The organism is Rhodococcus sp. 05-339-2, assembly GCF_002258965.1.
Taxonomy (GTDB): domain Bacteria; phylum Actinomycetota; class Actinomycetes; order Mycobacteriales; family Mycobacteriaceae; genus Rhodococcoides.
This window is the reverse complement of sequence record NZ_NOYW01000004.1, coordinates 678,828-705,721: the sequence shown is the minus strand read 5'-3', so window position 1 is coordinate 705,721 and position 26,894 is coordinate 678,828. Positions and strand designations below refer to the sequence as shown.

The 26,894-nt window shown below is 64.8% G+C and carries 22 protein-coding genes; 10 read left to right on the top strand and 12 right to left on the bottom strand.

The genetic code is table 11. From position 1 onward, the window contains the following. Positions 1-20: 20 nt before the first annotated feature. The 3 genes from CH273_RS04365 to CH273_RS04355 all read right to left on the bottom strand — a co-directional run bounded on the left by CH273_RS04365 (position 21) and on the right by CH273_RS04355 (position 3,058). A complete protein-coding gene (locus tag CH273_RS04365; protein ID WP_032396694.1) occupies positions 21-902 on the bottom strand; it encodes a carbohydrate ABC transporter permease in 882 nt (293 codons plus the stop codon). A gap of 5 nt (positions 903-907) precedes the next feature. Beyond that, positions 908-1,858 (bottom strand): carbohydrate ABC transporter permease, encoded by a 951-nt coding sequence (locus CH273_RS04360; RefSeq protein ID WP_032396693.1) that lies wholly within the window; start codon positions 1,856-1,858, stop codon positions 908-910. A gap of 183 nt (positions 1,859-2,041) precedes the next feature. After that, the gene (locus CH273_RS04355) at positions 2,042-3,058 is read right to left on the bottom strand and encodes a dienelactone hydrolase family protein (RefSeq protein WP_032396692.1); all 1,017 of its coding nucleotides are present in this window, start codon (positions 3,056-3,058) and stop codon (positions 2,042-2,044) included. Between the two features lie 53 nt (positions 3,059-3,111). On the opposite strand from CH273_RS04355, the gene CH273_RS04350 reads away from it, so the two are divergent. Continuing rightward, positions 3,112-4,281, top strand: a complete 1,170-nt coding sequence (locus CH273_RS04350; protein ID WP_230596928.1) for a hypothetical protein — start codon at positions 3,112-3,114, stop codon at positions 4,279-4,281. 81 nt (positions 4,282-4,362) lie between these two features. On the opposite strand, the gene CH273_RS04345 is transcribed toward CH273_RS04350, so the two are convergent. After that, positions 4,363-5,187: an NAD-dependent epimerase/dehydratase family protein gene (locus CH273_RS04345; protein ID WP_032396690.1), complete on the bottom strand. Its 825-nt coding sequence runs from the start codon at positions 5,185-5,187 to the stop codon at positions 4,363-4,365. A gap of 148 nt (positions 5,188-5,335) precedes the next feature. Between CH273_RS04345 and CH273_RS04340 the strand changes: the two genes are divergently transcribed. From CH273_RS04340 to CH273_RS04330, 3 genes are all read left to right on the top strand, one after another. Beyond that, entirely contained in the window at positions 5,336-6,415 is a 1,080-nt protein-coding gene (locus CH273_RS04340) for an ABC transporter ATP-binding protein (protein ID WP_032397260.1), read from the top strand. A 175-nt stretch (positions 6,416-6,590) separates the two neighbouring features. Next, entirely contained in the window at positions 6,591-7,904 is a 1,314-nt protein-coding gene (locus CH273_RS04335; protein WP_052049881.1) for a TrkH family potassium uptake protein, read from the top strand. Next, positions 7,897-8,562: a potassium channel family protein gene (locus tag CH273_RS04330; protein WP_032396689.1), complete on the top strand. Its 666-nt coding sequence runs from the start codon at positions 7,897-7,899 to the stop codon at positions 8,560-8,562. The genes CH273_RS04335 and CH273_RS04330 overlap by 8 nt, the downstream gene beginning before the upstream one ends. Here the strand turns inward: CH273_RS04330 and CH273_RS04325 are convergent. Beyond that, positions 8,546-10,021, bottom strand: a complete 1,476-nt coding sequence (locus CH273_RS04325; RefSeq protein WP_032396688.1) for a mannitol dehydrogenase family protein — start codon at positions 10,019-10,021, stop codon at positions 8,546-8,548. The two genes, CH273_RS04330 and CH273_RS04325, sit on opposite strands and share 17 nt — an antisense overlap. Next, positions 10,018-11,040, bottom strand: coding sequence for an NAD(P)-dependent alcohol dehydrogenase (locus CH273_RS04320; RefSeq protein ID WP_032396687.1), 1,023 nt, complete (start codon positions 11,038-11,040; stop codon positions 10,018-10,020). The genes CH273_RS04325 and CH273_RS04320 overlap by 4 nt, the downstream gene beginning before the upstream one ends. A 117-nt stretch (positions 11,041-11,157) precedes the next feature. Between CH273_RS04320 and CH273_RS04315 the strand changes: the two genes are divergently transcribed. Genes CH273_RS04315 through CH273_RS04295 form a run of 5 tightly spaced genes read left to right on the top strand, consistent with a single transcriptional unit; the run spans position 11,158 to position 16,487 of the window. Next, positions 11,158-12,189: a sugar-binding transcriptional regulator gene (locus tag CH273_RS04315; protein WP_032396686.1), complete on the top strand. Its 1,032-nt coding sequence runs from the start codon at positions 11,158-11,160 to the stop codon at positions 12,187-12,189. Further along, positions 12,186-13,538, top strand: a complete 1,353-nt coding sequence (locus tag CH273_RS04310) for an ABC transporter substrate-binding protein (RefSeq protein WP_441344292.1) — start codon at positions 12,186-12,188, stop codon at positions 13,536-13,538. Before CH273_RS04315 ends, CH273_RS04310 begins: the two co-directional genes overlap by 4 nt. Further along, positions 13,535-14,485 carry a carbohydrate ABC transporter permease gene (locus CH273_RS04305; RefSeq protein WP_032396684.1) on the top strand — a complete coding sequence of 317 codons (951 nt, stop codon included), beginning with the start codon at positions 13,535-13,537 and terminating at the stop codon, positions 14,483-14,485. Before CH273_RS04310 ends, CH273_RS04305 begins: the two co-directional genes overlap by 4 nt. Then, entirely contained in the window at positions 14,485-15,369 is an 885-nt protein-coding gene (locus tag CH273_RS04300) for a carbohydrate ABC transporter permease (RefSeq protein WP_032396683.1), read from the top strand. Before CH273_RS04305 ends, CH273_RS04300 begins: the two co-directional genes overlap by 1 nt. A gap of 11 nt (positions 15,370-15,380) precedes the next feature. Next, positions 15,381-16,487: an ABC transporter ATP-binding protein gene (locus tag CH273_RS04295; protein ID WP_032396682.1), complete on the top strand. Its 1,107-nt coding sequence runs from the start codon at positions 15,381-15,383 to the stop codon at positions 16,485-16,487. Here the strand turns inward: CH273_RS04295 and CH273_RS04290 are convergent. Then, positions 16,484-16,957: a DUF3995 domain-containing protein gene (locus CH273_RS04290; protein WP_032396681.1), complete on the bottom strand. Its 474-nt coding sequence runs from the start codon at positions 16,955-16,957 to the stop codon at positions 16,484-16,486. The two genes, CH273_RS04295 and CH273_RS04290, sit on opposite strands and share 4 nt — an antisense overlap. A 77-nt stretch (positions 16,958-17,034) precedes the next feature. On the opposite strand from CH273_RS04290, the gene CH273_RS04285 reads away from it, so the two are divergent. Beyond that, positions 17,035-18,750, top strand: a complete 1,716-nt coding sequence (locus tag CH273_RS04285; RefSeq protein ID WP_371828379.1) for an AMP-binding protein — start codon at positions 17,035-17,037, stop codon at positions 18,748-18,750. A gap of 68 nt (positions 18,751-18,818) precedes the next feature. On the opposite strand, the gene CH273_RS04280 is transcribed toward CH273_RS04285, so the two are convergent. The 5 genes from CH273_RS04280 to CH273_RS04260 form a co-directional block, all read right to left on the bottom strand. After that, the gene (locus tag CH273_RS04280) at positions 18,819-19,622 is read right to left on the bottom strand and encodes an alpha/beta fold hydrolase (protein ID WP_371828378.1); all 804 of its coding nucleotides are present in this window, start codon (positions 19,620-19,622) and stop codon (positions 18,819-18,821) included. Positions 19,623-19,699: 77 nt separating this feature from the next. Then, positions 19,700-21,301, bottom strand: a complete 1,602-nt coding sequence (locus CH273_RS04275; RefSeq protein WP_032396680.1) for an ABC-F family ATP-binding cassette domain-containing protein — start codon at positions 21,299-21,301, stop codon at positions 19,700-19,702. A gap of 133 nt (positions 21,302-21,434) precedes the next feature. Then, entirely contained in the window at positions 21,435-21,980 is a 546-nt protein-coding gene (locus CH273_RS04270) for a hypothetical protein (protein ID WP_032396679.1), read from the bottom strand. Positions 21,981-22,010: 30 nt separating this feature from the next. After that, entirely contained in the window at positions 22,011-23,429 is a 1,419-nt protein-coding gene (locus CH273_RS04265) for an FAD-binding oxidoreductase (protein WP_032397256.1), read from the bottom strand. Positions 23,430-23,456: 27 nt separating this feature from the next. After that, positions 23,457-26,879, bottom strand: coding sequence for a BTAD domain-containing putative transcriptional regulator (locus CH273_RS04260; RefSeq protein ID WP_094637950.1), 3,423 nt, complete (start codon positions 26,877-26,879; stop codon positions 23,457-23,459). Positions 26,880-26,894 lie beyond the last annotated feature (15 nt).

Below are 26,894 nucleotides of genomic sequence, written 5' to 3'. Positions count from 1 at the left end.
TCTCTTTCCGTACGTCATGATCAGCCCTTGACCGCGCCGGCGCTGAGGCCCTGGACGAGGTACTTCTGGATGACGGCGAACACAGCGACCACCGGTACCGCGGCGATCAGGCCGCCGGCCGCGAGGACGCCGAAGTCGACGTTGTAGGAACCGATCGTGTAGCTCAATCCGACTGGGAGGGTGAACTTGTCCTGGCTGCTGATGAACATCAGGCCGAACAGGAAGTTGTTCCAACTGCCGATGAACGCGAAGGAACCGACGGCGATCAGGCCGGGTCGCAGCAGCGGCAGCATGATGATGCGGAAGGCCTTCAGGCGTGAGCAGCCGTCGACCATCGCGGCTTCCTCCAGCTCCACCGGAATCTGAGAGATGAAGCCGGCCATCAACATTGCCGCCAGCGGCAGTTGGAAAACAGTGTCGGCGACGATGAGGCCGAACAGGTTGTTCACCAGTCCCATCTCGCGGAACACCTGGAACAGCGGGATGAGCAGCATTGCGCCGGGCACGAACTGGCTGCACAGCAGGGCCATCACCAAGGGGATCTTGGCGCGGAATTTGAAGCGTGCCAACGCATAGCCGGTCGCCAGTGCGACGAAGGTGGTCAGTACGAGAGACAGGCCTGCCACGATGAGGCTGTTCTTGAAGAAGAAGCTGAAACCGAGGGTGTTCCAGACGGTGTCGAAATGGTCGAGCGTGATGGGCCAGGGGAGCATCGAATTGGAACCGGCGGGTCGGAATGCGAAGACGATCATCCAGTAGAACGGGACGAGGGTGAAGAGCAAGTAGACGGCCAACGGGAGTCCGACGCTGAACACGCGGGGCTTGGTGCGATGCACGCGCACCTTGTCGGAGTGGTCCTGCGGCGGAGTGGTCACGACGGGACGGTCTGCAGTAGTGGTCATGTGCGTCAGGCCTTATCGCTGTTGAATTTGCTGAGGCGCAAGTAGAGGATCGAGCAGAAGAGCAGGATGACGAACGCGACGGTGGTCAGAGCCGATCCGTATCCGAAGTCCTGTGCAGTGGTCGCGAGCTGAGAGACGTAGAGCGGCAACGTCGTCGTGACGTCGGCCGGTCCGCCCGCGGTGAGGGTGTACAGAAGATCGACGTTGTTGAATTCCCACACGCCGCGCAGCAGAGTCGACAGGATGATCACGGCCTTCAGATGCGGCAGTGTCACGAAGCGGAAGCGCTGCCAGCGGTTCGCACCGTCCACGTTGGCTGCCTCGTACAGGTCCTTGGGTGCACTCTGCAGTTCGGCGAGGATGAGAATGGCGAAGAACGGAACGCCGCGCCACAATTCGGCAACGCTGGTGGCCCAGAACGCAGTGTCCGGATCGGCGATCGGAGCGGCGGTGCCGTCGCCGATGCCCATGTTGCCGAGCAGTTTGAACAATCCGGTCGACGGGTTGTAGATCAGCAGCCAGATGCCGGTGGTGAGGACACCCGAGACGGCCCACGGAGAGAACACCAGAGCTCGGGCCAGGCCGCGTCCACGGAAGACCTCGTTGACCAGCAGGGCCAGCCCGAGGCCGAGGATCAGCTGGAAGACGACCTGTACCCCGACCCACTTGGCGGTGACGAGCAGGCTGTTCCAGAACAGGTCGTCGGCGAACATCAGCTTGAAGTTCTCCAGGCCGGCGAAGCCGTTGTCCCACGGCGTCGTCGGGTTGTAGAACTGCAGGCTGTAGTAGAAGACACTGCCGACCGGGTAGAAGATGAACACGGCGAGCAGGATGACGACCGGTGCGATCAGGATGTACGGGGCCGAGATGCGGCGCTTGCGTTTCGGCCGAACGGGAGGTGCGGATGCGCTGGGCGCGCGGGTGCCTCCCGACCGGGGTGGTGTGGTGGTGACCATGGGGGACGCTCCGAAGCGTTCGGGGCCGGATGGGAACCGGCGGGCGAGTCTGGCGGGGTTCTTCCGGCCCTGGTTTGCCGGGCGGTGGAAGGTCTGGTCTGTTCACATATCTGAACTAACGTCTTCTATGTGAATTCTGGACCAACTATGACGGCAGTCACAAGCGCTGTCAAGCATGACCGGTCACACGTGCAGACTCAGCCAGCTCGCGGCAGCATCCTGCATCGCCCGGGTGAAGCGGTGTGGCTCCGAAAACCACTGAGTGGACAGTGTTTTCGAAGTTCCGTAGTCGCGACGCAACGATGCCTCGGCGTCGCGCATTCCGGCTGAGCCGAAATGCGAGTCCTGCTGGGCGAACTGGATCAGTAGTGGGGTCGGAGCGGCGGAGCCGGCAATCTCCGGCCAGTCGCAGACTGCGGGCAGGCCGGGGGTGATCATCAGCCAGCTGGTGTCGTCCGCATGCCCGTCGGCGATGTCGGCGTACGTACTCATCGAGGCGGTGATCACCCCGGCGCGGAGTCGGTCGCTGCAGGCCAACAGGTGCGCCACGCGGGCTCCGCCTCCGGAGAATCCTGCCGTGGCGATGCGATCGGCGTCCACCTCGGCGCAGTCGCGCAGTACGTGCAGCGCCGTCAGATCCTCGGTCAGTATCCGTCCCGCCAGCGAAGTACCGCGCAGCGCAGCCGCTTTCGCCAGACCGTGCTCGTGCTCGCGGGCGGCGGCCTCGTATCGTTGCAGCCCCTCCAGGTGCGTAGCGGCCCGGCGGGCCCGCTCGGGAAGCTGCTCCCACGGCACCCGTCGGGAGCCCCACGGGAACACGTCGTGGACCAGTACTGCGAAACCTGCTGCCACCAGGCCTGCTGCGGGCGACCTGTCGTCGTACCCGTGCTCGCGCAGCGCGGCGATGCCGGGCGCGATGCCGTCGGGACCGTCGGCCACCTTTTCTTTGCCATAAAACTTCATCCCGTCGTGGCCGTGCATGAGCAGGATCGCGGGCAGTGGAGTCTCGGCAGCCGGGGGCGTCAGCAGCCATGCGGATGTGTTGTCCCAGTTCAGCTCGACTCCGCGGACGCCGTCACGTATCCACGTGCGACCGCGTGTCACCTGCCGGGGCGGTGGGGTGTCGACGACTCCGAGGGCCTTCCCGATTGCCGCACGGCGGTCGAATCGTGGACAGCCGGGCTCGAATTGTGTTCCCATGTGTGAACTCAGTTCTCTCTATCGAACAAATCAGCCATCGAAGGATGATTCCTATGACCGTCGACCGCATCGTCGCGCACGCCTACCCCTGGGACGTCCTCGGCGATCCGCACTTCGTCGAACGTGCCCGCACGCTCGGGGTGCGCGAGATCTCGCTCGCCGCGACGTATCACTCCACGAGGGCGGCAACTCCGCTGCACCCGCTGCACAAGGTGGTCGACGCTCACCATGCCGCGCTGTATCGCCCGGTGCGTTCCGAGGCCTGGGCCGGGCACGCGATCACCGCGCGCACGGCCGACTGGGGCGGGGCCGAGGACGCGTTCGGCGAGGCGGCGGCAATCCTGATCGACGCCGGATTCCTGGTGAACGCCTGGATCGTACTGACGCACAGCACAATTCTCGGCCACACCCATCCCGACGCGACCGTCGTCGACTGTTTCGGAGACGCCTATCGCTATGCGCTCGCTCCAGGACATCCAGACATCGTTCGTTACTGCGCCACGCTCACCGCCGAGGCGATACGCGGCGTCGAGGTACACGGCGTGTCCGTGGAGGCCTGCGGGCAGCTCGGTTTCGCACACGTCGGACCACACGAGAAGACGGACGGCGCGTTCCCGGGCATCGGCGAGACGCTGATGTCCATCAGCTGCACTCAGCGCGAGCTCGACGCGTGGGGCGAGCGAGGCGTCGACTCGGCGAAGGTGACGCAGAAGCTGCGCGACGGTGTCGACGCCCTGTCGGCCGGAACCATGCCTGCAGGCGCGGCGATCACGGACGTGTTGGACGCCGACGAGATCGATGCTGTGGTGGCGGTCCGGCACGCCGACGCCGATCACCTTCGTGCGGAAGTGCTTGCCGCCGTGCGTGAACAGGCTCCGTCGGCACGCGTGACGCTGCACGGTCACCCCGATCCGTGGAAGACCGGGCCTTCGCCTGCACTGACCGCTGCCGCACCTGCCGATGTCGACGCGGTACTCGTGTCGGCCTGGCCTGCGACGGCCGAGGCCGTGTCGGTGGTCGAGGCCACCCGCGCTGCCGTCGGCGACGGGGTGGATGTGGGTGCCTATGTATCGGTACTGCCGCCGAAGAAGCTCGACGAGGTGGCCGCGCATGTGGCCGCGACGGTCGACGCCGGGGCGAACGAGCTGCACCTCTACCACCTCGGTCTCGTCAATCGACCCCAGCTCGATGCGTTGGGGTCGATCGTCACAACGTATTCGTAGGAGTCTGCAACGGGTGCTCCACTCGACCGGACTCGGCGCTGAATCCTGCAGTCGGGGTGGTCGAGTGGAACAGAACGTGCATCACCGCATCCGTTGACCGAGCGGGTGATCACAGAATGCGCCGCCGACTCGCTGCAGGATCGGATCGTCGAACGTCCACTCGTGTTCGGCCAGGAACTGCTCGGCGAACTGTTCCGCGTCGTCGCGAGGCAGGTATCCGATCTCCGCTCCTTCAGTGCCGGACCACCACGCGCGCGAGTTCTTCGAGATGCCCCACACCGTGTGAAATCCCTTGGCGCTGTCCGACAGTGATGCCTCGATCAGGCGGGCTGTGTCGGCAGGAGACATCCAGGTGGCAAGGCCACGGTAGTTCGGCGGCGCATCGAAGCTCGAGCCGATTCGCAGGTTGACGACGTCGATGCCGAATCGGTCGTGGTACATCCGGCCCAGGGCTTCGACCGCTGCCTTGCTCCAGCCGTAGAAGCCGTCGGGTCGAGGAGCGGCGTCTCCCGGAAGCGGTTCGCCGCCTGCCTCGTCGTGGGTCCAGAAGCCGACCGCGTGATTGCTCGACGCCACCACCACGCGGGTGACTCCGTGCGTCACCGCGGCCTCGAACACGGCCTGGGTGCCGTCGACGTTGACCGACAGGATGTTTGCCCACGAGTCCTCGGTGCTCAATCCGCCGAGGTGCACAATTGCGTCGACACCGTCCACTGCAGCGGCCACGGCGGCGCGATCGGTGACCGATCCCTGCACGAATTCCTCGCTGGCAGAATCGATGTCGCCGATCTCGGCGATGTCGAGTAGGCGCAGCATGCGGCCGGGAGCGGCCAGTAGAGGCCGGAGCATCGCGCCCATGTTGCCTGCGGCTCCGGTGATGAGCACTCGTGAAACGGTGTCGGTCATTCTTCTCGAACTCCTTCGGTGGAAACCTTGTAATGGGCATCACAGTAATACATACTTCTAAACGAAGTCAGCATTCTGGCATTCATTCACATATGTGAACCTCACTCGGATCGTCCGGCACGTTCCTGCCGGTGAAGGGACCGCCATCATGGCCACCGTTGCATTCCAGGGCGTCACCAAACTTTTTCCCGGCGGCGACAAAGCTGCCGTCGACCAGCTCGATCTCGACATCGAGGACGGTGAATTCCTCGTCCTCGTCGGCCCGTCCGGTTGTGGAAAGTCGACGTCGCTGCGAATGCTCGCCGGTCTCGAAGAAGTCGACAAGGGGGCCATCACCATCGGCGGCAAGGACGTCACCGACCACCAGCCCAAGGATCGCGACATTGCGATGGTCTTCCAGAACTACGCCCTGTACCCGCACATGACAGTCGGCGAGAACATGGGATTCGGGCTGCGAATCGCGGGTGAGGACAAGGCCGAGATCAAGCGGCGCGTCGAGGATGCTGCCAAGATCCTCGATCTCACCAAGTTCCTCGACCGCAAGCCCAAGGCGCTCTCCGGCGGTCAGCGTCAGCGAGTTGCCATGGGCCGCGCCATCGTTCGCAAACCCCAGGTGTTCCTGATGGACGAGCCGCTGTCCAACCTCGACGCCAAACTCCGGGTGCAGACCCGCGCGCAGATCTCCGCGCTGCAGCGTCGACTCGCCACGACGACCGTGTACGTCACCCACGATCAGGTCGAGGCCATGACCATGGGCGATCGCGTGGCCGTCCTCAAAGACGGTGTGCTGCAGCAGTGCGACTCGCCCAGACGCATGTACGAACACCCGAACAACGTGTTCGTCGCCGGCTTCATCGGATCGCCTGCCATGAATCTGCTCGAGCTTCCCCTCGTCGACGGCGGCGTCCGGTTCGGGGGCGAGGTGGTTCCGGTGCCGCGCTCGGCGGTCGCGGGCATCGGTGAGAGCACGGTGACACTCGGCGTTCGGCCAGAGGACCTGCAGATCACCACCGGGGCGGGACTCGAAGTGACCATCGACGTCGTCGAAGAACTCGGAGCCGACGCGTACGTCTACGGCCAGGCAGATATCAACGGCACGCGTCAGGCCATCGTCGTCCGCGCCGACGGCAGGATCCCACCGCAGCGCGGATCGAAAATCACGCTCTCCTACGCCGCCGAGCGCACCCATCTGTTCTCCACGGTGACCGGCGAGCGTTTGGTCGACTAGCGGCCGATCGGCAGTGGAGCGCTGACGCGCACGTGAGCGGAAACTCGACCCCTGCTACGAAGTTTCGTGCACGTGCCGCGAAGCGGCTCGTCCCACCGGTACTGTCTCCTGGGTGACAGACGCTCACCAGGCATCGCGTTGGTCCGCGATCTTCCGGCCCACCCCGGTCCGGGTCATGGCCACGGGATTCGCGCTCGCCATCGCGTTGGGTGCGGGTGTGCTGATGCTGCCGGCGGCCACCGTCCCCGGCAGCGAGACCGGTTTTCTGCAGGCGTTGTTCACGTCCACCTCGGCTGTCAGTCTGACGGGTCTGATCGTGGTGGACACCCCGGTGTACTGGTCGGGTTTCGGGCAGGGCGTGATCCTCGGTCTGATCCAGATCGGCGGCTTCGGAATCATGACGATCGCGTCCCTGGTCGGTCTGGTTCTGGCCGACCGAATAGGACTTCGCGGCAGGCTCAATGCAGCCGCAGAGGTTCGTACATCAGGGCTGGGCGACGTTCGTAGCGTCGTCGTCGGGGTGTTCCGTACCAGTCTGATCATCGAGAGTGTCGTCGCGATCGCCCTGGCGGCGCGCTTCTTTCTCGGATACGACGAGCCTCTCGGGCGCGCACTCTGGCTGGGGACCTTTCATGCGGTCTCCGCGTTCAACAACGCCGGCTTCGCCCTGTTCAGCGACAACATGATCGGGTTCGCCACCGATCCGTGGATCTGCGTCCCGTTGTTGATCGCGGTCGTGTTGGGCGGCATCGGATTTCCGGTTCTCTTCGAGATCGCCCGCCACCTCCGCGCACGTGCCGGCGGCGTTCGGGCACGTAAGAGATGGTCGCTGCACACTCGCATGACGCTGACCGTCACCGGGATTCTGTTGATTCTCGGACCGGCAGTCGTGCTGCTCTTCGAGTGGTCCAGAACCCTGGGCGAATTCGGGCTCTGGGACAAGATGCTGGTCGCGACGTTCCAGGGCGTCATGCCCCGCACCGCAGGGTTCAACAGTGTCGACTACGCCGACGTCGACAACGCGACCTTGCTCGTCACCGACGTACTGATGTTCATCGGCGGTGGCAGCGGCGGCACAGCGGGCGGCATCAAGGTCACCACGTTCGCCCTCCTGCTGTTCGTCATCCTCGCCGAGATTCGCGGTGATCGTGAGGTGACGGTGTTCGATCGTCGGATCGACGCGCGAGTGCAGCGACAGGCACTGACCGTCGCGCTGATCGGGGTCGCATTGGTCATGCTGCCGGTCGTCGCATTGCTCGCCGGCACGAACTTCGACCTCGACGTCCTGCTGTTCGAGGTCGTGTCGGCGTTCGCGACGGTAGGCCTGTCCACCGGAATCACCGCACAATTGCCCGGCTGGGGTCAGGTGATTCTGATCGCCTTGATGTATCTGGGTCGCATCGGTTCCATCACCCTGGTCAGCGCTCTGGCCGCCCGCGACCGCGGCCGGCGCTACACGCTCCCCACGGAAAGGCCGTTCATTGGCTAGGAAACCATCCTCCGACGTCGTTGTCGTTCTCGGTCTCGGCCGCTTCGGTAAGTCGCTCGCCCTGGAACTGATGGACCAGGGGGTCGAGGTGCTCGGCGTCGACAGTGACGACGCCGTTGTACAACGCGTGGCAGACCGTTTGACTCACGCTGTGGTGGCCGATACCACCGACGAGGAGTCTCTTCGACAGTTGTCGGTGCACGAGTACGACCGTGCCGTCGTGGGCATCGGGTCCAATCTCGAGGCCAGCCTGCTCACCGCATCGGCACTGGTGAATCTGTCGCTGCCGACCATCTGGGCCAAAGCGCTCAGCAACGCGCACGCCAAGATTCTCACCCAGATCGGCGTGCACCATGTGGTCAGGCCCGAGCACGACATGGGCAAGCGCGTCGCCCACCTGGTCCGCGGCCGAATGATGGACTACATCGAATTCGACGACGGTTTCGCCATGATCAAGACCTCTCCGCCCGCTTCCATCATCGGAAAGAAATTGGGCGAGAGCGGGATACGCACCAAGCACCGTGTCACCGTCGTCGCGGTCAAGCGTCAGGGCGAAGGATTCACCTACGCCACGGCAGACACGGTGATCGGCGCAGGCGATACCGTCATCGTCTCCGGTCAGGTTCGAGACGCCGAGCGATTCAGTGAGTCGACCTGAGTGATTCCAGTGTCGCTCGCGCGCCCTGCTCCTGCAGAGACGACAGTTGTTTCATGTACTCGGCGACGAAGCGCTCGTTGTCGATCAGATCCCCGAACACTGCGCGGTTCGCGATGAAGGCCGTGGGGTTCTCGCGCTGACTCTGCGCGATCGGCACCAGTGAATCCTTCAACTGGTCGACGATCTCGATGGGCTCGCCGGACTCGTCGACGGCCTCGGCGTAGCGAGCCCAACTGGCCACCACCGCGGTGGAGCGGGCGATCTCACCGCCGGTCTCGAGATTCTTGCGGATGACAGGCAAGAGCCACTTGGGAATTCGGTCCGAGGACTCGGCACAGAGGCGCGCCACGGTATCGCGGATCTCGGGATTGGAGAACCGCTCGATCAGCGTCCTCTTGTAGTCGGTCAGATCGATGCCGGGGACCGGCTGCAGCGTCGGGGTTGCCTCCTCGTCCATGTAGGCGAGCAGGAACTCCGAGAACAGCGAATCCTGGCACACGTCGTGGACGAGGCGATAGCCACTGAGGTAACCGAAGTACGCGAGCGCCTGATGACTGGCATTGAGCAACCGCAGCTTCATCAGCTCGTAGGGGGTGACGTCCTCGACCACCTGCACGCCCACGTCTTCCAGCGGCGGACGGCCGAGGGTGAAGTTGTCCTCGAGCACCCACTGCGTGAACGGCTCGCCCGCGACGGGCCACTGGTCGTCGATGGCGTACCGCAGCGAAAGCTGTTCGGTCACTTCCGGTGTCGTGACCGGTGTGATGCGATCTACCATCGAATTGGGGAACGCGCCTTCTGCCCGGATCCAGTCGGCCAACGCCGGATCCTTCAGTCGCGCGAACGTCGTGAACGTCGACTGCGCCATATGGCCGTTGCCCTCGATGTTGTCGCAGGACATGATGGTGAAGGGCGTCATGCCGCGTTCCTTGCGTCGAGCCAACGCCTCGGTGACGAGCCCGAATGTCGTTGCGGGTACAGCGCCCTCGGCAAGATCGGCGACGATCGCCGGATTCTCCGCGTCGAACTCGCCCGTCGTTGCGGAGAAGTTGTAGCCACCCTCGGTGATGGTGAGCGAAACGATCTTGGTCGTTTCGGCGGCCATCTTCTCGATCACGGCCTCGGCGTCGTCCGGCGCGAACAGGTACTCGACGATGGAACCGATGACTCGGGTGTCCCACGTGCCGTCGGAATGCTTGAGCGCCAACGTGTACAGGCAGTCCTGAGCGTGCATGACGTCGTTCATTCGCCGGTCGCCGGGCAGTACCCCGACGCCGCAGATTCCCCAGTCCATCGCCTGCCCCTGCTGGAGCAGACGATCGACGTACATCGCCTGGTGCGCTCGATGGAAGCCGCCGACGCCGAAATGCACGATGCCCACCGTCACCTCGGACCGGTCGTACGTCGGGACGGCGACGTCCTCGATGAAGTCGGCGAGGTTCTGCGAGTTCAACTTCATGCGTTGGTCTCCTTCGAAAGTCCTGGAATCACTACGGCTTTGATGCTTCCGGGTTGCCGGTCGGCGTTCAGTGCATCCTCGACGCCGTCGAGTCCGAACCGCGCCGTCACCATCGCGTCGAGATCCACCATGCCCGACGCCACCAGCGCGCGTGCGATCGGCCATGTGTTGGCGTAGCGAAAGACGCCGGTGAGCAGCAGTTCTCGGTTCTGGATCCGCGAGATCGGCAGCGGATAATCCGACCCGCCCATGCCGACGAGGACGACCGTGCCTGCGGGTCGGACGGCGTGGATGCCGTCGATCACGGCTCGGGCCGCACCGGAGGCGTCGACGAAGGCGTCGACCGTCAGTGCGCGCACGTCCTCGGCGGCTGGGTCGAGTACGCGCGTCGCGCCGAATCTCTCGGCGTTGGCGCGGCGGGAAGCGTCGATATCGGTGACGATCACCTCGGTGGCACCGAACGCGCGCGCGACCTGCGCGGTGACGAGCCCGACGGGACCCGCGCCCGCGATGAGCACGCTCGAGCCTGCGGAGATGCGTGCCTTCTGGGCCGATGCGATGCCGACCGACAGTGGCTCGAAGAGGGCTGCGGCCTCGTCGGAGATGTCGTCGGGGACGTCGTGGGCGAAGGTCGACTGGATCAGCACGTACTCCGCGAGCGCGCCGTCGATGGGCGGCGTCGCGAAGAACTCCATGGCCGGGCACAGGTTGTAGCGGCCTGCCCGGGACGGTGCGCTGGTGGGATCGGGGCGCTGCGGCTCGATGGACACGCGCTGCCCGACGCGGGTGTCGGAGACCTCGGAGCCCACGGCCACGATGACGCCCGCTGCTTCGTGCCCGAGTACGAGCGGACCGTCGACGACGTAGTCGCCGATGTGCCCTTCGCGGTAGTAGTGCGCGTCGGAACCGCACACTCCGACTGCCGTGACCTGCACGAGGACCTCGTCGTGCGCGGGCGTGGGGACGGGCCGTTCTTCGAGTCGTATCTCCTGCACTCCGGTCAGGACGCTGGCCTGCATGGATTGTGGCACGGGTCGCTGGTGGCGAGGGGGTGTTGTGTAGATCACACCTTAATGTTAGCTTAGTGAGCAGATGAACACGAGTTGAGCATCTGCTCACATTTCAGGGAGGCGGACATGGACGGATCGACGTCCGGCACCGGGGGAGCGAAGCCTTCGCGGTCCGGAGAGGATCTACGCCTGGCTCTGCGCGCCGCAACCATGTACCACCTCGAAGGCGCGACTCAGGCCGAGATCGCCGTCAAGCTCGGCGTCTCGCGCCCGACGGCAGGCCGGCTCGTTGCACGGGCTCGCACCCAGGGTCTGGTGACGATCGAGATCAACGTTCCCGACGATCTCCAGGGCACCGTCCACGCCGAACTCGAACGGGAACTCGAGGCGCAGTTCGGATTGACCGAGGTGCTCGTAGTATCGGACGTCATCGACGGCACCGATGCCGGCTACGGGTCCCTGGGTCGCGCGGCGGCGACGTTGCTCTCGCGTCGCCTCAAGGATCAGGACGTTCTCGGCTTCACCTGGGGACCCGAGACGGTGTCGGTCGCGAGCTCGTTGAAGACGCGATCCACCAAATGTGCTGCGGTGGTGCAACTCGACGGTTCCATCACCTCGGCCGACTACCAGACCGGCGTCGAATACACGCTCGGGCGGTGTGCTGCGTACCTGCAGGCGACACCCATCAGGCTCAATGCGCCGCTGTACGCAGATCAGGCGACAGTTGTTGCGTTGGAGCAGGATTCGGTGATCTCACGCGCCCTCAAGGCCGGGACCGATGCCGATGTGATGATGTACGGCATCGGTCCCGTTTCCACGTCCACCACGTTGTTCGAGGGCAGCTTCATCGACCTCGAGGTGCTCGACGAACTGCGTCGACTCGGTGCGGTCGGTGAGATCGGCGGCCGGTTCTACGACGCCGAAGGCAACGACACCGGAGGATCGCTTCCCGGCCGAACCGTCTCGGTGGGACTCGACGCCATCAGGGCCTGCGATCGGGCTGTGCTCGTCACCGGCGGACAGCGCAAACACGAAGCGTTGCTCGGTGCTCTGCGGGGTGGCCTGGCCTCGATCCTGGTCACCGATATCGAAAGTGCACGTTGGCTCGTTGCGCAAGCTCCAGCAACGGCGACCTCCAATGGAAAGGTATTTCAGTGAGGGTATTACCGAAAGTGGTTGTCGCGGGCTCGCTCGCGACGACCTTGGTTCTGTCCGGATGTGCCGGTGCCGGCTCGTTCGGTGGTGACGGTGACGGTACGACGATCACCGTTGCGATCGTCTCGAATTCGCAGATGTCCGACGCCATCTCGCTTGCTCCGGAGTTCGAGGCGGAAAACCCTGGCATCAACCTGAAGTTCGTGTCGCTGTCGGAGAACGAGGCCCGTGCCAAGATCACGGCCTCGGTCGCGACCGGTGGCGGCGAGTTCGACGTGGTGATGATCAGCAACTTCGAAACCCCGCAGTGGGCCGAGAACGGTTGGCTGACCAACCTTTCGGAGTACGCGGACGCCACGCCGGGGTACGACGAGGACGACTTTATCCCGACGTTGAAGGAGTCGCTGTCGTACGAGGGCAGCATGTACTCCGTGCCGTTCTACGGTGAGTCGTCGTTCCTGATGTACCGCAAGGATCTCATGGAGGCCGCAGGCATCACGATGCCGGAGGAGCCGACGTGGCAGCAGGTGGCCGATGCCGCCGCGGCACTCGACAGCCCCGGCCTCTCCGGAATCTGCCTGCGCGGCAAGCCCGGTTGGGGTGAGGTGCTCGCGCCGCTCAACACCGTCATCAACGCGTTCGGCGGCCGCTGGTACGACGAGAACTGGAACGCTCAGTTGAACAGTCCCGAGGTACGAGAAGCCGTGCAGTTCTACGTCGACACCGTGCGTGAGCACGGTCAGGCCGGCGCGGCCACCAGTGGCTTCAGTGAGTGCGGAACGCAACTCTCGCAGGGCAACACCGCAATGTGGTACGACGCCACCTCGGCCGTCTCGGTACTCGAGGACCCGTCGTCGAGCAATGTCGTCGGGCAGATCGGTTACGCCAAGGCCCCGTCGGCGGCCAAGGGCGACAACGGTTGGTTGTACTCCTGGGCCCTTGGAATCCCCAAGACCAGCGAGGCTCCCGACGACGCGTGGAAGTTCGTCTCGTGGATGACCAGCAAGGAGTACCTGAACAAGGTCGGTAACGAACTCGGTTGGGAGCGGGTGCCTCCCGGTAGTCGCCTGTCGACCTACGAGATTCCCGAGTACGCGGAGGCGTCGGCGGCCTACGGTCAGCTGACCCTCGACTCCATCGACAGTGCCGACCCGAACAACCCCACCGTGGATCCGGTTCCGTACACCGGAGTCCAATTCCTGACCATTCCGGAGTTCCAGGACCTCGGTACCCGGGTCAGTCAACAGATCAGTGCCGCAGTCGCCGGGCAGATCAGTGTCGACGACGCTCTCGATCAAGCGCAGCAATACGCCGAAGTGGTCGGCAGGACCTACCAGGAGGACCAGGGATGACCACCACCGAAGAACGGACGGCTCCGGCCGGACCGGAGAAGTTCGTACCGAGACCGAGGACGATCTCCAAGGCCGAGGGGTGGCGTCGGCGCGGACCGCTGTTGCCCGCCTTGGTGTTCGCCATCATCGTCACCCAGATTCCGTTCCTGTTCACTCTGTACTACTCGACGCAGTCCTGGAACCTCGTTCGTCCCGGTTCGCGTGAGTTCAACGGTCTGAACAACTACATCGACGTCTTCCGCGACAGTCAGTTCCGCGAGGTCGCGATGAACACCGTGATCATGATCGTCGGAACGGTGATCATCTCGGTGGTGCTCGGTCTGGCCCTGGCGTTGCTGCTCGATCGAAAGTTTATCGGGCGCAGCCTCATTCGCACGCTGCTGATCACCCCGTTCCTCGTCACCCCGGTCGCCGGTGCGCTGATCTGGAAGACGACGATGTTCGATCCCGTCTTCGGTCTGATCAATTTCGCGCTGAGCCCGTTCGGGGTCGGCGAGATCGACTGGGTCTCGCGGTTCCCGCTGGCCGCGGTCATGACGAACCTGGTGTGGCAGTGGACGCCGTTCATGATGCTGCTCATCCTCGCCGGGCTGCAGTCCATGCCCAAGGACATCGCCGAGGCCGCACGCGTCGACGGGGCGGGCCCGTTCAAACTCTTCCGCGAGTTGACGTTGCCGCACGTGCGCCGGTTCATCGAACTGGGCACGGTTCTCGGTGCCATCTACCTCGTCAACACCTTCGACGCCGTCTACATGATGACCTCCGGTGGACCGGGAGTCGCGTCGGCCAACCTGCCGTTCTACATCTACCAACGGGCCTTCCTCGGATTCGACATCGGTCAGGCCGCGGCCATGGGTGTCGTCACCGTGGTGGCGACCATCATCCTCAGCACTCTGGCGCTGAGACTGATCTTCAAGAGCTTCAGCGCAAACGAGGAGGCGGCGTGATGAGCACGGCAACCACGAGCAAGAACAAGGCCGTCGCACAGACCTCCGACGGCCAGGAGATCCGCAAGAAGAGCAAGTGGGGCCCGGGCACGGTCTGGTCGTTCGTCGCCTGGGTGGCCGGCATCGCCTTCTTCTTCCCGGTGCTCTGGATGGTCATCACCGGCTTCAAGCAGGAGGCCGACGCCTACTCCAACCCGCCGAAGCTGATCTTCACCCCCACCCTCGATCAGTACCGAGGTGTCCTCGAGAGCGGCATCGGCACCACCCTGCTGAACTCGGCGTTCGCGACGATCGTGTCGACGATTCTGGTTCTGCTGCTGGGTGTTCCAGCGGCGTTCGCGCTGTCGCTGCGGCCGGTCAAGAAGACCCAGGACGTGCTGTTCTTCTTCATCTCCACCAAGATGCTGCCCGTCGTGGCCGTCATCGTTCCGCTGTACGTCATCGTCGGTGACATCGGCATGCTCGACAACATCTGGGCCCTGGTGGTCCTCTACACCGCGATGAATCTTCCGATCGCCGTATGGATGATGCGTTCGTTCTTCATGGAGGTGCCGGCCGAACTGCTCGAGGCCGCCAGCATGGACGGTGCGTCGCTGTGGACCTCGGTACGCGAGGTGATCCTGCCGCTCGTCTCTCCCGGTATCGCGGCGACGTCGTTGATCTGCGTGATCTTCTCGTGGAACGAGTTCTTCTTCGCCGTCAACCTCACTGCCGTTCAGGCCCAGACGATTCCGGTGTACCTCGTCGGATTCATCACCGGCCAGGGCCTGTACTGGGCCCAGCTGTCCGCCGCTGCGACGTTCGCAGCACTCCCCGTCGTCCTTGCCGGATGGTTCGCGCAGAACAAGCTCGTGCGCGGTCTGTCCTTCGGCGCCATCAAATAGGAGAAAGTCTCATGGCTGCAATCAAGTACAAGAAGGCATCCTGCGTCTACGAAGGTGCCGATTCGCTCGCCGTCGATTCCCTCGACCTCGAGATCGAGGACGGCGAGTTCGTCGTCCTGGTCGGACCGTCCGGCTCCGGCAAGTCCACCGCCCTGCGCATGCTCGCCGGTCTTGAGGAGATCGACGGTGGCGCAATCGAAATCGGCGGCAAGAACATGGTGGGCGTTCCGTCCAAGGACCGCGACATCGCCATGGTCTTCCAGAACTACGCGCTCTACCCCAACAAGACCGTCGGGGAGAACATGGGCTTCGCGCTCAAGATGCGCGGAGTGAGCCTCGAGAAGCGTCAGGCACGCGTCGCGGAAGCGGCCCGTCTGCTCGATCTCACCGAGTACCTCGACCGCAAGCCCGGCAAGCTCTCGGGCGGCCAGCGTCAGCGAGTTGCCATGGGCCGCGCCATCGTTCGCGAACCGCAGGTGTTCTGCATGGACGAGCCGCTGTCCAACCTCGACGCCAAGCTACGGGTGCAGACGCGTACGCAGATCGCGGCGCTGCAGCGCAGACTCGGCACCACGACGGTCTACGTCACCCACGATCAGGTCGAGGCCATGACGATGGGCGATCGCGTCGCCGTCCTGCGCGGCGGCAAACTGCAGCAGTTCGCCTCTCCCACAGACCTGTACGACAACCCCGTCAATGCGTTCGTCGCAGGATTCATCGGCTCCCCGGCGATGAACCTGATGACGGTACCCATCGGCTCGGGCGGCGTGCAGATCGGCAAGTTCCTCCTCCCGCTCGAGCGCGACGAACTGACCAAGCTCGCGAGCCTGGGAATCGACGAGGTCACCATCGGAATGCGGCCCGAGAATCTCGGCATCGTGCACGGTGGCGGTGAAGGATTCGAAGGAAAGGTCGATCTCATCGAGGAGTTGGGCAGCGAGTCCTACGTCTACGCACACCTCGACGACCCGAAGGTCAAGGGGCTCGACGGGGGACCGGTGTCGTTGGTGGCGCGTTCGGCAGTGCGTGCCCCGGCAAGGATCGGCGAGAGCATCGGCCTGACACGCCTCGACGGTGCGATCCACCTCTTCCACCCCGAGACGGGGGAGCGCATCTAACGCGGCTGGTACGCGGTCTTTCGCGCGAGGATCAGTGCCGTCAGAAGCGCGGCACCCCAGAGCAGGAAGATGCCGTCGAAGAACAAGTGCCCGTACTTGACACTTCGATTCTCGTCCGAGGCGATCAAGCCGATCACCGCGCCGACGAACGACGCCCCGCCCCAGAGGATCAGCAGCACCGAGCCGGGCCAGGAGATGCCGAGGATCAACGACGGCACCCTGGTCCGGTTCTGTGCTGCCAGGCGCGGCCGGTTCATGTACGCGAGGGCCGGAAGAATCGCCGCGCCGAGTTTGACCAGCGCGAGCACCAGCAGTGCCGTTCGCGCTGTTGCCGGGTCGCTGTCGACCCACTCTGTGGCGAAAGCACCGACGGTATCGAGCATCCACCGTCCACCTGCGGCCCAATAGCCGGAAAATGCTGCGTGGACTGTCCCCAGTGCACCTGCGATCGCGAAGTATCCGATGGCCACGGTGGTCGAGGCTAGCCGAGTTGCCACCCCCGTTCAGGGGTAGCGAGCAATTGTTCATCTCACCTACCGTGACGGTGATGGGCATCACACGCGCAGGAGGAAACATGGCCGAATCGGCATACACGGCATTCAGGAACGCTCGCGATCTACTGCTCGACGCCTACGGCGAGTACGACCGCGCCGTCGACACTTTCGAGTGGCCGTCGTTCGGTGAGACGTTCAACTGGGCGATCGACTGGTTCGACGCGATCGCACGAGGCAACGACGGCACCGCGCTGTGGATAGTCGAGGAGGACGGCAGCGAGGCCAAGTACAGCTTCGACGACATCGCTCGTCGCTCCGACCAGGTTGCCCGGTGGCTCGAGCAGCAGGGAATCGGCCGCGGTGACTCGGTGATCCTGATGCTCGGCAATCAGGTGGAGTTGTGGGAAGCGATGCTCGCGGTCATGAAGCTGGGCGCTGTGTTGATGCCGACCACCACGGCCATCGGATCCTCGGACCTGACCGACCGCGTGGTACGCGGCAATGCGCGAGCAGTGATCGTGAACCCCTCGGACACCGGCAAATTCGACGATGTCCCCGGTGACTACCTGCGTATCGCCACCTCCGCCTCCGACGGTTGGGTCGACTATTCCGGGGCCCGTGATGTCGAAGCTCGATCGTTCGAGTCGGTGACCGCTCCCACCGACCGACTGCTGATGTACTTCACCTCCGGCACCACCAGCAAGCCCAAACTCGTCGAACATACTCAGATCTCCTATCCCGTAGGGCATCTGAGCACCATGTACTTCCTCGGGCTGCGCCCGGGAGACGTGCACCTGAACATCAGCTCCCCGGGGTGGGCCAAGCACGCGTGGAGTTGCTTCTTCGCCCCGTGGATTGCCGAGGCGACCATCTTCATCTACAACTACGGCAAGTTCGACGCGAAAGCACTGCTCGAGCAGATCCGGCGCGCCGAGGTGACGACGTTCTGCGCGCCACCGACCGTGTGGCGCATGCTGATTCAGGCCGATCTCGCCGGCGGCGGCGGCTCGCTCCGCGAGGCGATCGGAGCCGGTGAACCGCTCAATCCCGAGGTGATCTCGCGGGTCCAGCAGGAGTGGGGCCTGAGTATCCGCGACGGGTTCGGACAGACGGAAACCACTGCACTGGTGGCCAACACGCCCGGTGCGGTACTCAAGTCCGGCTCCATGGGTAGGCCGTTGCCGGGCGTCCCGGTGGTGATCGTCGACCCCACCACCGGCGAACTCGCCGACGAGGGCGAGATCTGCCTCGACCTGGCCCAGCACCCGTTCAACCTGATGACCGGCTACCTCGGTGACCCCGAACGCAATGCCGCCGTGATGGCCGACGGTTACTACCACACCGGCGACGTCGCATCACGGGACTCCGAGGGCTACATCACCTACGTCGGCCGCACCGACGACGTGTTCAAGGCCTCGGATTACAAGATCTCCCCGTTCGAGCTCGAAAGCGTGCTCATCGAACACCCCGCCGTTGCCGAGGCAGCGGTGGTGCCGGCCCCGGACGAGACGCGACTGGCCGTTCCCAAGGCATACGTGGCATTGGCGTCGGGCTGGGAACCCAACGAGGACACGGCATTCGAGATCTTGAAATACGCACGCGAGCACCTGGCTCCGTTCCTGCGTGTGCGTCGCATCGAATTCTTCGAGCTACCGAAAACGATCTCCGGCAAGATCCGCCGTGTGGAATTGCGCGCTCGTGAGGATGCGGCCGTGGGTCCGCTGGAGACCGAGTGGCGCGACGACCAGTTTCCTGCGCTGAAGAGGTGATGTGACTGTCCACAATTTGCCTGCGGAGACGGGATCCCGATTCTCGAGGCGAATTGTGGGCGCTCAGGTCACCTGCCCCAGAACCGTTCGAGGACGCCGAGCACTTCTGCGGAGGCCGCCATCGTCGTCGCATGATCGAATCCGCGGATGACATGCAATTCGGAGTTCGGTACCAACGCTGCGGCAGCGCGCGTGTCGTCGAGCCGGGTGCCGTCCTGAGAGCCGACGTAGAACAGCGACGGCTGGGTGAACTGCTGCAACGTCTCGTCCGGTAGTCCGGGATCGGCGTCATTGGCTCGGATGTACGCAGCCATGGCCTGAGCGTCGTTGGCGGAGAACACCGCTCGCGTACCGGGATCGATCGGAAACATGCGGTGGTCGTTCCACGCCTCGAGGAACCCGTCCATGCCACTGTGCTCCAACACATCCGCGCATCCCGGGAAGAACAGGCGATCGAACGCTCCGGCCTGAGCGCCGTGACTACCGCCGCCCACGGCCAGTGATCGCACTCGCTCGGGCCTCGCCGCGGTCAACGCCAAGCCCGCCCGGGCCCCGAACGAATAGCCGAGGTAGTCGACGGTGTCGACACCCACTGCGTCGAGCACCGCAGTCAGATCGCCGACGATGATGCTCATCGCATACGCGTCGGGAGTATGGGGCTTGTCGCTGCGGCCGTGACCGCGACTGTCGATCAGAATCAACTGCCGACTCCCGCGCAGCGCCTTCACATACCCGAACGTCCGCCAGATCGTGTGCGTCAGAAAACTGCCGTGCACCATCAACAACGGTGGGCCCGACCCCACCACCGTGTACGCAATCCGTGTCCCATCGTCTGCATTCGAGGCGTACTCCACCCCGCGATTCTTGCCCACTGCGCCTGTGGGTCGCTCCGCAGGCTCCACTCCGGTCCACTCAATGTGACATTGACCCCCGAAAAGGCCACTGAACGTCACATTGACTCCTCACGGGTGGGCGCTTCTCGGGCCGACTCTGCGGTCGGGGTGAGGTCGATGGTGCGGGTCGGGCCGATGGCGTCGAGGAACGGTCGATCGTGGCTTGCGACGATCAGTGCACCTTCGAATGTCTCGAGTGCGTCGATGAGGTGTTGTCGGCTGGTGATGTCGAGGTTGTTGGTGGGCTCGTCGAGCATCAGTAGTTTCGGAGCGGGCTCTGCCAGCAGAATTCGTGCCAGTGCGGCGCGCAGTCGCTCTCCTCCGGAGAGGGTCGCGACGACGGCATCGGCGTCGGATCCGCGGAACAGGAAGCGCGCGAGTTGGCCTCGAATCCGTTCGGCGGTGGCCTGTGGCGCGACGTCTGCGACGTTGTCGGCGACGGTGCGAGCCTCGTCGAAGATGTCGAGTCGCTGCGGTAGGTACTTCCACGGAACCTCGGCTCCGGTGGCGTCCAGAGCCCGTAGCAGTGTGGTCTTGCCGCTGCCGTTCGGCCCGACCAGAGCGATGCGTTCGGGACCGACGACAGTGAGCTCCTCGTGGGTCAGAACGACCTGTCCGGGATGAACTCTCGTTGCCGGGAGGTCGACGCGTATCTCGCGGTCGTCGCGCACGAGGTCCTCGGCGGCCGAGAGCGACGATCTGGCGTCGTCGACGCGATCGGTGTGGGTACCGCGTAGCTTTCCGGCCGATTCCTGTGCGGCGCGTTTTCGCGCGCCCATGATGATCTTGGGTTCGCGCTTCTGCTCTTCCATCTTCTTGCCGTACCGCAGACGGCGGTCGAGTTTGATTCGGGTGTCGATCAATTCGCGTTCCTGCTTGCGGACGTCGTTCTTCGCGTCGCGGACCGTTGCCCGCGCCGCCTCCTGTTCGGCGTCGATCACCGAGCGATAGTGCCGGTAGTTGCCGCCGAACATGCGCAGCCGCGAGACTCCACTGCGCTCTGCCCGCACCTCGGCGATGGAGTCGACGCGTTCGAGCAGTTCGAGGTCGTGAGTGCACACGATCAGCACACCCGAATACCCGTCGACCGCTGTGTACAACCGTTGTCGCGCAACCCGATCGAGGTTGTTGGTCGGTTCGTCCAGCAGTAGTACGTCGGGCTCGGCCAGTAGCTCCGCGGTGAGAGCGAGCAGCGTGGCCTCGCCGCCCGACAGGGTGCCGATTCGGCGATCCAGGTCGTCGAGGGACCCGACGACGCTGCCGAGGCCGAGCTTGTCCAGCAACGCCAGAGCGCGCTCCTCGATGTCCCAGGCCGACCCGACGATTGCGAAGTCTTCCTCGTCGGCGGAACCGGATTCGATGCGGTGCAGTGCTTCTCGCACCGAATCGATGGCCAGTACCCGATCCACGGGTAGGTCGGGGTCCAGTGTGATGTCCTGTCGCAGGTAGCCCAAGACGCCCGGCATCGTGATGGAACCTCGTTGCGGTACCAATTCCCCGGCGAGCAACCTCAATAAGGTCGACTTCCCCGCGCCGTTGGAACCGACGAGACCTGTTGTGCCGCTGGTAAAGATGGCCGACAAGGCGTCGAACACGGGGTCGCCGTCGGGCCAGGAGAACGTCAGGTTCGAGACAGAAAGGGAGGATGAATGAGGCATGGGCGCTCCAAAGGTGTGCATGCGGACGATCTGCAGGCGTCTAGGACCTTTGGAAGAGCAATGGCCACTCCGAATCTGTGGGCAACAGGGCAGGACCCACGCTAGCCCCGAACCCCGCGAGCGCGCAATCGAATTAGATCGTCGGGCCCTTCTTGCGCAGATCGTCGACCGTCTCCATGGCGCCGCGGAGCTCGTCCAACCACTCCTGGGTGTGTTCTCCGACCAGCTTGACGGCCCACGCGAGGGCGTCCGCGCGGGAGCGAGCGACGCCGGCGTCGACGAGGGTGTCCAGGACGCGACGCTCGGGCTGACGCAGGCGGGTCATGACCGGTACCGCGAGGTGGGTGAACAGGACCACGTCGGATCCGGTTCTCACACCCCAGGCGACCTTGCGTCCGTATCGCTTCTCGGCCTCGGCGGCGATCTGCATGCGGTCGCCGCGGGTCGTTTCTCGGAACCGTGCGATGCGACCCTCGTTGGTGGCCGGTGAACTGTCCGGCTCTGCAGGCAATGTTCCGACGACGACGATCTCCTCTCGGTCGACCTCGACCGACGCGGCACCGTCGAACCAGGTGTCCGGGAGTCGGCCACCGAACCAGTCGGCGGCGTCGGTGGCGTCCGGAATGTCTGCGTGCTGCCAGCCGCCGGGGCGGCCGAACGAGCGTCCGTTGGGTTTCATGAGGACTCCTTCGCTGTGTTGTAAGACTGATTACATAATTACACCTCCTTCGGCAGGTGCGCCACCGATGTCGCGTACGACTGGTCCGACGCGCAAAACACCCGCAGGATCGTGCTCTTCGGCGAGGGCGCCCAGCCAGTGTGCGGTGTCCTCGTCGTACATCCTCGAGATGCGCTCCGGATCGCCACTGGACGCGAAATTGGGCAGCGATCCTCCGGTCGACCATGGCGACATCGCCTGAGCGACGAGCTCCGCATGCGAAAGAACGGGCTCGACTTCTGCCCCGTGCGCCGGCACGCCGGTCGTGAAGAGGGTGAATGCCGCATTCCGATGGCAGAACGCGCTGCGGTGCCGGGGTTCGCGGGCGAGCGCACCGCCGAGCAGGCGTGCTTCCACGACCGTCTGCGGTGACCCCGACTCCGGGCCTGCGACGGCGAGCAACTCGTCGATCGCGTCATGAGTCAATTGTTCGGTCAGACAGCTGAATTCGTGGCTCGGCATTGGATCGACCGGATCGGCGTGCACGGCCCCGATCGCCGCGTACGGCAGCATGCCCACCGCATCGATGACGGGCGTGGCGACGCCTCGAACCGGGGTCAGGAGCGCTTCTGCCTCCTTCGGGCCCGCGACACTGGCGAACCGAATCGCCACGGTGAAGCGACCGGCAAGAGGTGGTGGAACCTGCGGCAGCGACGGCAGCTGCAGCAGGGCCATCGAGGTCGACGTGTGCTCGGGGAGGTCGGTGCACAGATCCAGCCAGGCGTGGGCGACAGCGGCGGCATCGGAACCGACGAAATACAGTGCACCGCCGTAGAAGTGCGAGAGCTGCATCAGGTCGATCTCGACGGAGGTGACGATGCCGAGCGTGGACTTTCCGCCGCGCAGTCCCCAGAAGAGTTCTGCATGCTGATCGGGCGTGACACGCAGGATGTCACCCTCTCCGGTGACGAGCTCGAACGCTCGGACGTGATCTGAGGACAGACCGAACGTGCGCACCAGCGGGGCGATGCCGCCACCGGTGAGGAAGCCGACCACCCCGACGGCGGTGGACGATCCGCACAAAGGAGCCAGGCCGTGCGGCGCGGCGGCGTCGACGACGTCCTGCCAGATCACACCGGCACCGAGCTGAGCTGTCCGGGTGTCTGCGTCCACGACGCAGCTGTTCAGGCGTCCGGTGTGGACGAACAGGACGTCGCCCTCGATCGGGACTGCGCCGTGTCCGGTTCGACCGACGGCGACCCGTAAGCCGGTGCGGGCGGCATATCGAACTGTGCTCACCACATCGCGAACGTCGTGTACCTCGATCACCGCGAGCGGTCGCACGGGCACGGCGACGTTCCAGGGCGTTGCGAGTTCGTAGCCCGGCTCGCCGGGCAGCGCGAGCGAGCCGGTCAGTTCGCTGCGCAGTGAGTTCAGATCTGCGTGGATCGTGGGGGTGTGAAAAGCCATGATGGGGTCCATTTCTCGTCGAGTGCTTCAACGAGGACGAGAATTGCCCACCGCGCTTGGAGAATTCTTGAACTGTGCGGTCAGCCCGAGCATGCCGATTCGTCGGGCCTCCGCGATCACCTCGGCAATCGCGTTCTCGCGGGCACTCGACGGCGGCTGTAGCTGGGCCCTGAGCAACCGACACCGCAGCAGGGTCGGGCGGCTGGAGGTTCGGCTGGCCAGTGCCTCGGCTCGATCGAGCAACTCGGCGGCGCGGTCGCTGCGCCCCAGCACTGCGTGGAGCCTGGCCGACGCCTCCGCGACCGAACCGATGGAGCCGACATGCCCCACCGTCGCGATGCGGTCGGTGAAGGGCTGGAGTAACTCCACGAATTGCTCGGCGTACTGGACCAATTCGAGATCCGCGACGACGCGAGCCAGGAGGGTCGTGTGGCCGAGTGTCGTCCACGTCGGTGGCCGAGACTCCGTCAACCAGCCCGATATCGATTGTGTCGCTTGAGCTTTCCTGCCATTGGCTGCGTCGATCGCGATGCTCCACGATTGCGGCTCGACGATCCCCGGTTCCGCGGTGGCCAGATTGCCGCACTCCCACTCCAGTGCGTTCATCGCCAGCCCGGCACTGCCCGCGGTGTACAGCTCGGTCTGCAGATGGATCTGGCGGGCGGTCTCGTACTGGCGACGGCACTCGTCGAAGTTTCCGTGCCAGGCTGCCAATGTTGCTTCCATCCAGCGCAATTGAACGCGAACAACCGGTAGGCGCAGTAGATCGCACCCGGCGATTCCGCGTCGCAGGTGATCGGTGGCGTTCTCGACATCGCCCAGATTCATCTCGGTCATGCTCGCAACCGCATGGGCGATGACGTTGTCGAAAGGAGAATGGCGATGCGGCAGCGTGAACAACTCGCGAATCAGCCCGAGGGACTCCTCGCTGCGCTGAGCCACACCGGAGAACAGCAGGATCCGAGCAAGCAGAGCATCGGCGACAATCTCGAAGTCGTCTGTTGCCGAGGCAATATCGAGTGCTCGACGGCTCAGCGCGTCGGGAACGGACGAGTCCGGGTGGTAGCAGAATCCGACGGCGGTTGCCGCCAGTACACGCGCATGAGCGGCCGCGTCCGATTCGACGAACTGCTCCATTCCGGCGAGTCTGCCGAGCAACGGTGCCGGGTCGCGGCCGTAGGACACCCACGGCCATGCACCCGCGGCGCGCAGGAGGGCTGCGGCCAACCGTCCGACAGTCGATGTTCGACCTTGACGCACGGCGTCGAGCAGACACTCGTCGACGACGTCGAGGACGGTTTGACCGCGCCCTGCCCGAGCGAGTGCTTCGACGCGTGCGACCAGTAGGTCGTCGCGGTCGTCCGGCACCTGTTCCGAGGCAGGGAGGAGATCGAATGCCTGGACCGCACCATCCCACCATCGTGCTGCTGTTTCCGAACTCCACCGTTCGGTCGCTTCACGGGCGGCATCGGTACAGGCGGAGAGTGCGCTTCGAGGGTCGACGATCGGCAGCGCGGCCATCAGATGTTGCGCGCGCTTGCTCGATCGGTCGGCATCGTGGGAATCGATCAGTGCCTCGGCAACCGACGCATGGATACGTTGCCTACGCAATGCCGGAATAGCCGCCAGCACTGCGTCTCTCAACAGACCGTGGGCAAAGACGCAGCCACCTCCGGCGGGATCGGCGACGATGATGCGCTCGTCTGCGGCGTCGTCGAGGTAGTCGACCAGGGTATCGACGGTCAGCCCGGTCGCCGCAGCGAGCAGGCCGACGTCGAGGGCGTCTCCGATCACCGCTGCAACCCGAAGTACCTGCAGTACGGCTGGTTCCACTGCGTGGAGGCGGCGGTCGAGTACCGACCGCACGGCAGAGGGAATCTCACCGTCCCGGCGATCGTCTCGGGGTAGTCTCGCGTACTCGGACACGAACAGTGGGTTTCCGCCGGTGCGCTCGGCGAGGCGGTGAATTTCGTCGGCATCGAGATCTTCGCCCGCGACGCGCCGGGCCAGTGCGTCGACCTCCATGGGGCCGAGCGGGGTGACCGTGAGGTGGCGGTTCCCCGCTGCGTGGAGCACCGTCTCGACCAGCTTGCGTACCTCGGGTCCGGTCTCGTTCTCGCGCAACGTCAGAACGAACCACACCGGGTGCCGGTGCAGCGCTGCGACCAGATGCATCAGACATCGCAGAGAGGTCGTGTCTGCCCACTGGACGTCATCGACGACCAACGTCGTCACACCCGACCCGAATCCCGCCACCGAGTCCTCGATGGCTGCGGTGACTCGCTCGTAGACGGCGAATCTCGCCTCGTCCGGTTCCACGTGGGCGGGTGGGAGGAGGACACTCTCGGCGTCGACCCCCAACTGGCGCAACAGTTGTCGAATCGGCCACCAGGCTGGGGTGCCGTCGTCCTCCAGGCATCTGGCCCACAGTGACCGGCCGGCGGCGGCGAGGGTGCGGCGGTCGCACTCCTCGGCGAGGCGTGTCTTGCCGATTCCGGCGGGACCGGTCAGCACGAGCCAGCGACTCTCGCCGCCGCGAACCCGGTCGAGCATCCCGGCGATCAGTTCGGACTCCGAAGTCCGTCCGATCAGCGTGGATTCCGGCTCCATCGCGGCGGACTCCGGCGGCCCCGCCGGCGATGCCGGGATCGACAGCCGCTCGGCCCCCGACCATCCCGGCTGTCGCGGCCACGCCGCCAGACCCGGATCGTGACGCAGAATCGCGGTGTGGAGGGACGCGAGTTCGGTGCCTACGTCCAATCCGAGTTCGTCGTCCAACCGCGCGGAGTGATCGCGGTATGCCTGAAGTGCTTCGGTGGAGCGTCCGGCTCGGTGCAACGCGAGCATGCGGAGCCAGCACGTGCGATCACGCAGCGGGTATTCGTGGCACAGCGCGGCGGCGTCGACCAGAGCCGGTGCCACACGTCCTGCGGCCAACAGAGCAGTGATGCGGGTTTCGCGGCACTCCGTGCGGACTTCCTCGAATGCCGCCGCCTCCACTTCCACCCAGTGCTCGTCGCGAAGATCTTCGAGGAACGGCCCGCGAACCCTGGCCAGCGCACGATCTGCGTTGGTCAGGGCTTGCTCCCACTGCGCTGCCCGAACGTGCTGCCTCGCCGATTCCGCCTCCGTGAGGAATACGGCCCGGTCGATGTATTGATCATCGAGGTCGAGCACGTAGCCCGGTGGTTGCCGGACGATGACCGACGCCGCGGCAGGGTCGACGCGCAGAGCTCGTCGCAGATTCGAGATGTACGCCTGCAGACTCGCCATGGCGCTGGACGGGGCATTGCCCTGCCACAGCACGTCGATCAGCCGATCGGTGGACACCACCCGCCCGTTGTCGGCCAGGAGTGCAGCAAGTACGGCTCGCTGCTTACGCGGTCCGAGATCGATTGGACGGCCGTCGGGCCGCGTCACCTCCAGGGGGCCGAGCAATCGGTAGATCATGCGCGAGCCCCCTCC

Bases quoted from the DNA above. Each gene is read 5' to 3' on its own strand.
- CH273_RS04365 (WP_032396694.1), bottom strand. From the start codon at position 902: ATGACCACTACTGCAGACCGTCCCGTCGTGACCACTCCGCCGCAGGAC.
- CH273_RS04360 (WP_032396693.1), bottom strand. From the start codon at position 1,858: ATGGTCACCACCACACCACCCCGGTCGGGAGGCACCCGCGCGCCCAGC.
- CH273_RS04355 (WP_032396692.1), bottom strand. From the start codon at position 3,058: ATGGGAACACAATTCGAGCCCGGCTGTCCACGATTCGACCGCCGTGCG.
- CH273_RS04350 (WP_230596928.1), top strand. From the start codon at position 3,112: ATGACCGTCGACCGCATCGTCGCGCACGCCTACCCCTGGGACGTCCTC.
- CH273_RS04345 (WP_032396690.1), bottom strand. From the start codon at position 5,187: ATGACCGACACCGTTTCACGAGTGCTCATCACCGGAGCCGCAGGCAAC.
- CH273_RS04340 (WP_032397260.1), top strand. From the start codon at position 5,336: ATGGCCACCGTTGCATTCCAGGGCGTCACCAAACTTTTTCCCGGCGGC.
- CH273_RS04335 (WP_052049881.1), top strand. From the start codon at position 6,591: ATGGCCACGGGATTCGCGCTCGCCATCGCGTTGGGTGCGGGTGTGCTG.
- CH273_RS04325 (WP_032396688.1), bottom strand. From the start codon at position 10,021: ATGAAGTTGAACTCGCAGAACCTCGCCGACTTCATCGAGGACGTCGCC.
- CH273_RS04320 (WP_032396687.1), bottom strand. From the start codon at position 11,040: ATGCAGGCCAGCGTCCTGACCGGAGTGCAGGAGATACGACTCGAAGAA.
- CH273_RS04315 (WP_032396686.1), top strand. From the start codon at position 11,158: ATGGACGGATCGACGTCCGGCACCGGGGGAGCGAAGCCTTCGCGGTCC.
- CH273_RS04305 (WP_032396684.1), top strand. From the start codon at position 13,535: ATGACCACCACCGAAGAACGGACGGCTCCGGCCGGACCGGAGAAGTTC.
- CH273_RS04300 (WP_032396683.1), top strand. From the start codon at position 14,485: ATGAGCACGGCAACCACGAGCAAGAACAAGGCCGTCGCACAGACCTCC.
- CH273_RS04295 (WP_032396682.1), top strand. From the start codon at position 15,381: ATGGCTGCAATCAAGTACAAGAAGGCATCCTGCGTCTACGAAGGTGCC.
- CH273_RS04285 (WP_371828379.1), top strand. From the start codon at position 17,035: ATGGGCATCACACGCGCAGGAGGAAACATGGCCGAATCGGCATACACG.
- CH273_RS04275 (WP_032396680.1), bottom strand. From the start codon at position 21,301: ATGCCTCATTCATCCTCCCTTTCTGTCTCGAACCTGACGTTCTCCTGG.
- CH273_RS04270 (WP_032396679.1), bottom strand. From the start codon at position 21,980: ATGAAACCCAACGGACGCTCGTTCGGCCGCCCCGGCGGCTGGCAGCAC.
- CH273_RS04265 (WP_032397256.1), bottom strand. From the start codon at position 23,429: ATGGCTTTTCACACCCCCACGATCCACGCAGATCTGAACTCACTGCGC.
- CH273_RS04260 (WP_094637950.1), bottom strand. From the start codon at position 26,879: ATGATCTACCGATTGCTCGGCCCCCTGGAGGTGACGCGGCCCGACGGC.